The following is a 1,940-nucleotide window of genomic DNA, read 5'->3' as shown; positions in this document are numbered from 1 at the left end:
GTAAACCAAATGCGCTTCTTGAGCTCTTCAGCCTTCGAGAAAGCAGAGAAATTAAGATTTGACGCGAGCTGTTCTGCGGCTGAAGCCATTATAGTCTCCGGTCTGTGCCCGTCAGGGCCTCGCCACCCGAAACGGGAATCGGCGGCTCTACCCAGATATGTGCCCTTGATAAAAGGTACAAGCGGCGATCATGGAGATCGCCGCTTGAATAGTCCGATTTATTCTGCAGCAGCAGGAGCTGCCGGAAGCTTCACGGTGCCGCCAGCCTTTTCGATCTTCTCGATCGCAGCCTTCGACGCACCGGCAACTTCAACCGTTACCGCGGTCTTGATGTCACCATCGGCAAGGAGGCGTACGCCGTCCTTCGCACGGCGGATAACGCCGGCAGCCTTGAGGGTCTCGATCGTTACCGACGCCTTGGCATCGAGCTTCTTGGCATCGATAGCAGCCTGAATGCGGCCGACCGATACGACGTTGAAGCTCTTGGAGAAGATGTTGGTAAAGCCACGCTTCGGCAAGCGGCGGTAGATTGGCATCTGACCGCCTTCGAAACCGTTGATGGCAACGCCCGAACGCGACTTCTGACCCTTTACACCGCGACCGGCCGTCTTGCCGGAACCGGAACCAATACCGCGACCAACGCGCTTGGGGGCCTTGGTGGCGCCTGCATTTTCACTCAGTTCATTGAGTTTCATTTGAATATCTCCGGTATCAAGCCTCGTCCACGACGCGGACGAGATGTTGAACCTTGGCAATCATGCCACGCACCGAAGGCGTATCTTCAAGCGTGCTGCGGCGATGCATCTTATTGAGGCCCAGGCCGACCAGCGTTGCGCGCTGTTCAACCGGACGGCGGATAGGGCTACCGATCTGTTCGACAGTAACCGTCTTACCCTTCTTTTTCTCAACCATGATTTTGTCCTTTGTCTACAGTGGGCGGAACCGACGGCCCCTGCCCCGCTGCGCCAGATCCTGGCCTATTCTTCCGAACCGACCACGTCGCGGCGGCGAGCCTGCAGTGTCGAATACTTGATACCGCGCTGAGCAGCGATGTCCTTCGGATGCATCTGATGCTTCAGGGCATCAAACGTCGCGCGAACCATGTTGTAGGGATTCGACGAACCGAGTGACTTGGCGACAACGTCCTGCACACCAAGCGTCTCGAAAACGGCGCGCATCGGACCACCGGCAATGATACCGGTACCGGCGGTTGCTGCACGAAGCAGAACCTTGCCGGCGCCATGACGGCCTTCAACATCGTGATGAAGGGTACGGCCCGAACGCAGCGGTACGAAAATCATCTCACGCTTGGCGGACTCGGTTGCCTTGCGGATGGCTTCCGGCACTTCACGTGCCTTGCCATGGCCGAAACCTACGCGGCCCTTCTGATCGCCAACGACGACGAGAGCAGCAAAACCGAAACGCCGGCCGCCCTTGACGACCTTGGCAACACGGTTGATGTGGACAAGCTTGTCAACGAATTCGCTATCGCGTTCTTCATTGCGGCCGCGATCCTCGCGGCTCCTCTTTTCCTGTGCCATGCTCCTAATTCCTTTTTCTTTTCCGGTAGCACGAATGGTTATCTAAAGTCTGGTCTTAGAAGCTAAGACCAGCTTCACGAGCAGCTTCGGCAAGCGCCTTCACACGGCCGTGGTAAATATATGCACCACGATCGAAGACAACTTCCTTGATACCAGCCTTGACGGCGCGCTCGGCAACGAGCTTGCCAACCAGTGCTGCTGCATCCGAGTCTGCGCCGGTCTTCAGCTTGCCCTTGAGGTCAGCTTCGAGGGTCGATGCGGATGCAATCGTATGTCCACGCGCATCATCGATGATCTGCGCATAGATATTCTTTGAAGAACGGTGGACGCTGAGCCGCGGACGGTCACCGGCAACCGCCTTGAGCTGGCGGCGAACACGCGCAGCGCGACGCTGAATGA

4 protein-coding genes are annotated in these 1,940 nt (G+C 57.5%); all 4 read right to left on the bottom strand.

The window, feature by feature from the left end; all coding sequences use genetic code 11:
- Positions 1-218: 218 nt before the first annotated feature.
- The 4 genes from rplO to rplR all read right to left on the bottom strand — a co-directional run bounded on the left by rplO (position 219) and on the right by rplR (position 1,938).
- A complete protein-coding gene (rplO, locus tag AAAB35_RS08030; RefSeq protein WP_340667701.1) occupies positions 219-695 on the bottom strand; it encodes a 50S ribosomal protein L15 in 477 nt (158 codons plus the stop codon).
- 16 nt (positions 696-711) lie between these two features.
- Entirely contained in the window at positions 712-912 is a 201-nt protein-coding gene (rpmD, locus tag AAAB35_RS08025) for a 50S ribosomal protein L30 (protein WP_027233178.1), read from the bottom strand.
- A gap of 65 nt (positions 913-977) precedes the next feature.
- Positions 978-1,541 carry a 30S ribosomal protein S5 gene (gene rpsE / locus AAAB35_RS08020; RefSeq protein ID WP_091922984.1) on the bottom strand — a complete coding sequence of 188 codons (564 nt, stop codon included), beginning with the start codon at positions 1,539-1,541 and terminating at the stop codon, positions 978-980.
- 55 nt (positions 1,542-1,596) lie between these two features.
- A complete protein-coding gene (gene rplR, locus AAAB35_RS08015) occupies positions 1,597-1,938 on the bottom strand; it encodes a 50S ribosomal protein L18 (protein WP_340667700.1) in 342 nt (113 codons plus the stop codon).
- Positions 1,939-1,940 lie beyond the last annotated feature (2 nt).

This window comes from Phyllobacterium sp., from assembly GCF_037994425.1.
Lineage (GTDB): Bacteria > Pseudomonadota > Alphaproteobacteria > Rhizobiales > Rhizobiaceae > Phyllobacterium.
The sequence above is the reverse complement of the archived record's forward strand: the minus strand, read 5'-3'. Positions and strand labels throughout refer to the sequence as shown.